Raw genomic sequence first — 6,437 nt, 5'->3', positions numbered from 1 at the left:
CCACAAGGGCAAACTGCTCGAACGCCCCACCGAAATCACCCCACCGACACCGCCCTCAGACGGCGATCAGCAAGCCGGAACGGAGGTCGCCTGAAACACGCCGATCCACAGGTATTGACAATTCCTCCGGCGGCGTGGGGATGGGGGTCGATGGCGCACTTGTTCGTCGGCACCCTGGCGTGCTCGGGCAAGTGGCGCGGCGTGCTGGCCCCGGAGATGACCCAGCCCAGGGTCATCGAGGGCCTGGACCGGGTCTGCCGCGGCTTGGGCGGGGTGAGCCGGGTGTGGCGTTTTGATCGGATGGCCACGGTCTGTCACCCGGAGTCGGGGAAGGTGACGGCCAGCTTCGCCGGGGTGGCCAAGCATTACGGGGTGTCGGTCGCGATCTGCCCACCGCGGCGAGGCAACCGCAAAGGCGCGGTGGAGAAGTCCAATCACACTGCCGCCCAACGCTGGTGGCGGACACTGCCAGACGATGTGACTGTTGAGCAGGCGCAGGAAAGTCTCGACAAGTTCTGCCGGCTGCGCGGTGACACCCGGTTGCGGCCCACCGCCGACGGGAAAGCCACTGTGGCGACCGTGGCCGGCAGCGAGGGCTTGCATCCGATGCCGGCGCGAGCCTATCCGGCGATCATGTCCTGCGAGCGGGTGGTATCGCGGCAGGCGTTGATCTCCTATCGCGGCAACCGGTACTCGGTGCCCCCAGAGCTCGCCTCGGCGCGGGTGAACATCACCGAGGTCCTCGGCGCCGGCGTCATCGATGTGGTCACCGCTTCGGGGATCACCATCGCCCGGCACCGTCTGGCCGCCGATGGGACCGGGGCGATGGTGCGCGATCACGGCCACGTCTACGCCTTGGAGCAGGCCGCGATGGCGGGGGCGAAAACCGGACGGCCGCATCGCCGCAAGGAACGTATCCCACCAGGACCCGAGGCTCTTGCCGCGGCCGCGGTACTGCGTATCGACCGCGCAGACCCCACCACCACCATCAGCTCTGAGGCCCAATCACCTCCCAGCACAACACAGTCCGATACCGAACCTGCGGCTCTCTACGATCTTTCGGTTTACGAGCGCGCCGCCCACGGAAGGAACACCCTGTCATGACCACACGCACCACAACCGGATCTGGCGACCGTTTACCCCCTCCGAATACCGCGGAATCGGCGAGCCTATACCAACGTCTGCGTGGGCATCTGGCAGTGCTGAAACTGCACGATGCGGCCGAGGCGTTGCCCTCGGTGCTGGATCAGGCATCGGCAGAGGACCTGTCGATGACCGCCGCCCTGGACCGGCTGCTCTCGATCGAAGTGCAGGCCACCGAAGCGCGACGTCTGGCGGGTCGACTGCGCTTTGCCTGCCTGCCCACCCCTGCCTCGCTGGAGGATTTCGATTACGACGCCGCCGTCGGCGTTGATCGCAAGGTCATCGATGAGCTGGCCACCGGTCGCTACCTCGAGACCGCAACGAACGTGTTGCTGATCGGCCCGCCGGGGGTCGGCAAGACCCATCTGTCGGTCGGATTGGCAAGGGCTGCAGCGTATGCCGGGTATCGCACCTATTTCACCACTGCTGCCGACCTCGCTGCCCGGTGTCATCGCGCCGCGATCGAAGGTAGATGGGCGACCACGATGCGGTTCTACGCTGGTCCTACGTTGCTGGTGATTGACGAACTGGGCTATCTGCCGCTGCCCGGCGAGGCGGCAGCAGCGTTGTTTCAGGTCGTCTCCCAACGCTATATGAAAACGTCAATCGTGATGACCACCAATCGAGGCGTCGGATCATGGGGTGAGGTGCTCGGCGATAACACCGTCGCGGCAGCGATGCTCGATCGCCTCTTGCATCGTTCCGTCGTGCTCAACCTCGACGGTGATTCCTACCGCCTACGCGACCACAACGCCCGAGCAGAAAAACTGCGTAGAACGACCACCGGAACCCGACAACCGCTACAGTGAGGACCGCTCATAGGTGGGGATTTTCGCCGAGCACAACTGGGGAGTTTCCCTGAGCCTCGTCAGCGTTCGACGAAGCCGGCGATAATCGGCACCAGAGTGGTCGTCTCGGCGGTACTTCCCTCGAAACAACCGATCTCCAAAGGGAAACCACTGCGATCCACCAGCGGTCCGACCACAATTTGAGGGTCGACCCGCCGTTCTTTGCTGAACCCCACCTTGCGCAGCTCATCCTCCGATTCAGCCTCGATATACAAGGTCGTAACGTCATAGAGCAACAGGGACAGCCCACCGCAATCACGGGAGTAGTCAAAGCACTTCGGGTCAAGTCCCGGGAAGTGGTGTAGTGCTGCGTGATCCGGTGTGTTAAGCGGTGAGTGCGGGCATGTCGTCGGCTCCTATTTCGGGGTTGTCGTTGGTGATGGTGGTTAGGCGGCAGCGGGCCAGGATGTCGAGGCCGAGGTAGCGGCGGCCTTCGGCCCATTCATCGTTCTGTTCGGCCAAGACGGCGCCGACGAGGCGGACGATGGCGTCGCGGTTGGGGAAGATGCCGACCGCATCGGTGCGGCGGCGGATCTCTTTGTTGAGTCGTTCGGCGGGGTTGTTGGACCAGATCTGGGTCCAGATGTCTTTGGGGAATGCGGTGAAGGCAAGGATGTCTTCGCGTGCAGCGGCCAGGTGGTCGGCCACGGCGGGCAGTTTGTCGGTGACGTAGTCGATGAGCCGGTCGAACTGCGCGGCCACCGCGGGTGCGTCCGGTTGGTCATAGACGCTGTGCAGCATGGCTTTGACCGCTGGCCACATGGAGAAATTGTCAATACCTGTGGATCGGGTTGTTCAGGCGACCTCCGTTCCGGGTTGTTCGGCGCCGTCGGTGGGCGGCTGTGTTGGGGTGATCTCGGTGGGGCGTTCGAGCAGCTTTCCCTTGTGGAAGACCGCGCCGGCGCGGACCAAAGCGACCAGGTGTGGGGCGTTGACGGCGCGCCAGCGGGCCGCGGCGGCGTCGATGAGCTTGTAGGCCATAGCCAGTCCGGCCGCGCGTGATCCCGGGCCTTTGGTGACCTTGGTGCGCAAACGCACTGTGGCGAAGGTGCTTTCGATCGGATTCGTGGTGCGTAGGTGAATCCAATGTTCGGCCGGGTAGTGGTAGAACTCCAGCAGGGTGTCCAGATCGTCGGTGATCTTGGCGACCGCTTTAGGATACTTGGCCCCGAAGTCGACCTCGAAGGCTTTGACCGCGAGCTGGGCCTTGTCGATATCCTCGGCGTTGTAGATCTCCTTGATCGCCGCCAACGCCGACGGGTGCGCTGATTTCGGCAGCGCGGCAAGAACATTAGCCTGCTTATGAAACCAGCACCGCTGCTCTTTGGTGGCCGGGAACACCTCACGCACCGCGTTCCAGAACCCGAGTGCGCCATCGCCGACCGCGAGCACCGGGGCGGTCATGCCGCGTCGCTTGCAGTCGCGCAGCAGATCAGCCCACGACTCGGTCGATTCGCGGTAGCCGTCGGTGATCGCCACCAGTTCTTTGCGGCCGTCAGCGCGCACACCCAGCTTCACCAGCAAGCACAGCTTTTCCTGGTCCAGGCGGACCTTGAGGTGGATGCCGTCCACCCACAGGTAGACGTAATCGGTGCCCGACAGGTCCCGGGCGGCGAACGCGCGGGCCTCATCTTGCCACTGACTGGTCAGCCGGGTGATCGTGGTGGCCGACAACCCGGCACCCGAGCCCAGAAACTGCTCCAGGGCCGGCCCGAAATCACTGGTCGACAGCCCGTGCAGATACAAAAGCGGCAGCACCTCGCTCATCTGCGGTGACTTGCGCGCCCACGCCGGCAGGATCGCCGAGGAAAACCGTTTCCGCTCACCAGTGTCGGGGTCGACGCGTTTGTCGTTGACTCGTGGAGCTTTCACCTGCACCGCACCGGCTGCGGTCAACACCTCACGTGGCTGGTGGTAGCCGTTGCGCACCACCAGCCGGTGCCCGTTGTCGTCGAGCTGATCGGCGTACTGGGCCACATACGCGGCGACCTCGGCCTGCAACGCCGCGGCCAGCATTTGCCGGGCACCGTCGCGGACGATCTCGTCCAACAACGAGCGCCCAGAGGCCTCGTGGCCGTTGGCGTCCTCGGCGTCGTGAACTACGGTGAGCATGGGCGTACCTTCCCGAACCAGCGCGCCAACGCCGGCTCATGATCGGACCTACTGACTTTCAGATCATCCTCGGGAAGGTGCGCCCACTTTCACGCCCCCATCCCGAGGCTCATCCACAGGTTCTGATCATTGCTCGCCACATGCTCTTGGGGCAGATGCTCATCAGGTTGGCCGCGTAGTGGGTGCGACACCGCTGCCAGGCTGCGCCGGGCAGGTTGGCCGCGATGGCCTCGCGTAGGCCGGCGTGGGCGTCGCTGGTGACCAGTCGTGCGCCGGCCAGTCCGCGGGCGACCAGGTCGGCGAAGAACTCGTTCCAGGCGGGGCCGGTCTCGCTGGTGACCACGCGCATGCCCAGGACTTCGCGGTGTCCGTCACCGTTGACGCCGGTGGCCAAAAGCACCACCGCGTTGACGACCCGGCCGCCTTCGCGGACCTTCATCGTCAACGCATCAGCGGCGACGAAGGTGAACGGGCCGGCAGAATCGAGTGGTCGGTGGCGGAACTGTTCGACGTGGTCGTCGAGGTCGGTGGCCATGCGGCTGACCTGCGATTTGCTCAGCGAATCGATGCCCAGCGTCTTGACCAGTTTGTCCATCCGCCGCGTGCTCACCCCGGCCAGGTAGCAGTCGGCGACCACGGTGATCAAGGCGGATTCGGCCCGCTTGCGTCGCTCCAGCAGCCAGTCGGGAAAGTAGGTTCCCTTGCGCAGCTTGGGAACCGCGACATCGATGGTCCCGACCCGGGTGTCCAGTCCGCGGTGGCGGTACCCGTTGCGCTGGGCACGGCGTCCCGGTGTGGGCTGGCCCCATTCAGCGCCCACCACGGCATCAGCATCCGCCGACAGCAGGGCGTTGATCACGGTCTGCAACAGCGAGCGCATCAGATCCGGTGACGCTTCTGACAGGGCCTCGCCAAGAAGGCCGGCAGGGTCGACAATGTGGGGTGCGGTCATCGTGATGCTCCTCGAGGATTCTGTGGAAGGTTGACTCGAAGGATCACGCGGTGGCCGCTTCACGTCCATCACCAACACGATGACGAACCCAGCAACCGCGCTACACCACTATGCGGGACTCAACTGCACTTTTCGCGGCGATCGCATCCCGATACCCACCCGGGCCGATCACGTCCAGATGGCGCTGGATGGTCCGATACGACACCGTCGTAGCGCCCAAGTCTTCGAGCACCCGGATCGAGTCGAGCTTGCTGGTCGGCTCCACGATCCGGGCGCTCACCAGATCCCGGAACACCGCGTCATCGACCACATCGAATCCGAGCCAGTCATACACGTGCCCGAGGACCTCACGCAGTAACCGCGAGGAGGTGCCCGTGATGTGACCCGGGCCGGCCGACGCCGGCGCCACGGTCTCATCGGCGGGCCGCCAGTCGGCGACCTCGCCGACACGGGCGACCTTGCGGGCTACCTCCAGATCCAGACCCTGTTGATCACCATCGGCGATCCGGCGGGCCTGCTCCAGCAGAACCCCCAGCTCAACGTCGGTATGGGCGGACCCCAGATGAGCCAGGATCTCGTGTTTGCCCTGGTTCTTGCGGGCCACCTGCACCGCCACCGCACCGGAGGAAGTGCGCACCTTCCGCACGTACGCCACCGCCCGAACCTACCCCGTTAGTGCCCCTAGTGCCCCAAATCACCACACGAAACCCCAGGTCACAGCGATAAGACCCCTCAGATCCCCGATCGATGTCCTAACTCAGGTGGTTGCGCTGCAAGGGGACACGCTCGGCATTGGCGATTGTCTCGGGAGGCTGGGCGCTCCAGGCCTCGCCACCTCCGTTGGTCATTCTCTGACTATCTCATCCTGGACTCCAACCGCGGCGAGCCATGCCCTCCGGCTGAGCGGTTACTGTCTCTGTTCTATTCCGCATTCAATTCCGGGCATTGATGCGTGTGGGCTGCAACTAGCAGTTTGTAGTATTGCTCTGCGGCGGTGACAAACGCTTCAGGAGGGGTATTATTCATCTCGTTTCGCCGCGTTGCCTGATGAGATTCGAACGCTTGCCTTGACGCAGGACTTTCTATCGCGATGCCATCGTATACGGAATCGGCTGTGGCAATTACTTGACTTTTCCATTTCTTGGGATTTGATCTGATGTCCTCGATGCTCCTAGCCCGAGCGCTTAGTGTGATTGGCGCTATTGTGTTGTTAGCGCCGCCGCCGGGCATCGCCCAACAAACGTGGCGGCCTAGGTGTTCTTCACGGGTAGGTTGTGAACGCGTAGGCGCTCGATTGGTGTCATTCCGCCGATGCCGGTGTGGGGTCGGTGGTGATTGTAGTGATGCAGCCAGTGCTGGTAGGTTCCGGCGCGTTCGGCCTC

3 protein-coding genes and 5 pseudogenes are annotated in these 6,437 nt (G+C 64.0%); 2 read left to right on the top strand and 6 right to left on the bottom strand.

The genetic code is table 11. From position 1 onward, the window contains the following. Positions 1-123 precede the first annotated feature (123 nt). Together E0T84_RS31295 and istB are read left to right on the top strand one after the other, a co-directional pair. Positions 124-1,104 (top strand): annotated as a pseudogene (locus tag E0T84_RS31295) (IS21 family transposase); the annotation flags it as partial. Beyond that, positions 1,101-1,952, top strand: coding sequence for an IS21-like element helper ATPase IstB (istB, locus tag E0T84_RS31290; protein ID WP_064899591.1), 852 nt, complete (start codon positions 1,101-1,103; stop codon positions 1,950-1,952). The pseudogene E0T84_RS31295 and the gene istB, both read left to right, overlap by 4 nt. Before the next feature lie 62 nt (positions 1,953-2,014). Here istB and E0T84_RS31285 read toward each other — a convergent pair. The 6 genes and pseudogenes from E0T84_RS31285 to E0T84_RS31260 form a co-directional block, all read right to left on the bottom strand. Beyond that, positions 2,015-2,269, bottom strand: a pseudogene (locus E0T84_RS31285) (IS1634 family transposase); the annotation flags it as partial. Positions 2,270-2,315: 46 nt separating this feature from the next. After that, a pseudogene (locus E0T84_RS31280) lies at positions 2,316-2,771 on the bottom strand (transposase); the annotation flags it as partial. Positions 2,772-2,786: 15 nt separating this feature from the next. Further along, a complete protein-coding gene (locus E0T84_RS31275; protein ID WP_064917742.1) occupies positions 2,787-4,103 on the bottom strand; it encodes an IS256 family transposase in 1,317 nt (438 codons plus the stop codon). A 127-nt stretch (positions 4,104-4,230) separates the two neighbouring features. Further along, a pseudogene (locus E0T84_RS31270) lies at positions 4,231-5,055 on the bottom strand (IS256 family transposase); the annotation flags it as partial. A gap of 130 nt (positions 5,056-5,185) precedes the next feature. Then, positions 5,186-5,710 (bottom strand): annotated as a pseudogene (locus E0T84_RS31265) (IS1634 family transposase); the annotation flags it as partial. Between the two features lie 595 nt (positions 5,711-6,305). Continuing rightward, positions 6,306-6,437 (bottom strand): integrase core domain-containing protein (locus E0T84_RS31260; protein ID WP_138746402.1); only part of this gene is annotated, 132 nt, incomplete at its 5' end.

The sequence above is a fragment of the Mycobacterium sp. DBP42 genome (assembly GCF_005924235.1).
Lineage (GTDB): Bacteria > Actinomycetota > Actinomycetes > Mycobacteriales > Mycobacteriaceae > Mycobacterium > Mycobacterium syngnathidarum.
The sequence above is the reverse complement of the archived record's forward strand: the minus strand, read 5'-3'. Positions and strand labels throughout refer to the sequence as shown.

Coding starts and splice junctions, on each gene's coding strand:
- istB (WP_064899591.1), top strand. CDS start 1,101: ATGACCACACGCACCACAACCGGATCTGGCGACCGTTTACCCCCTCCG.
- E0T84_RS31275 (WP_064917742.1), bottom strand. CDS start 4,103: ATGCTCACCGTAGTTCACGACGCCGAGGACGCCAACGGCCACGAGGCC.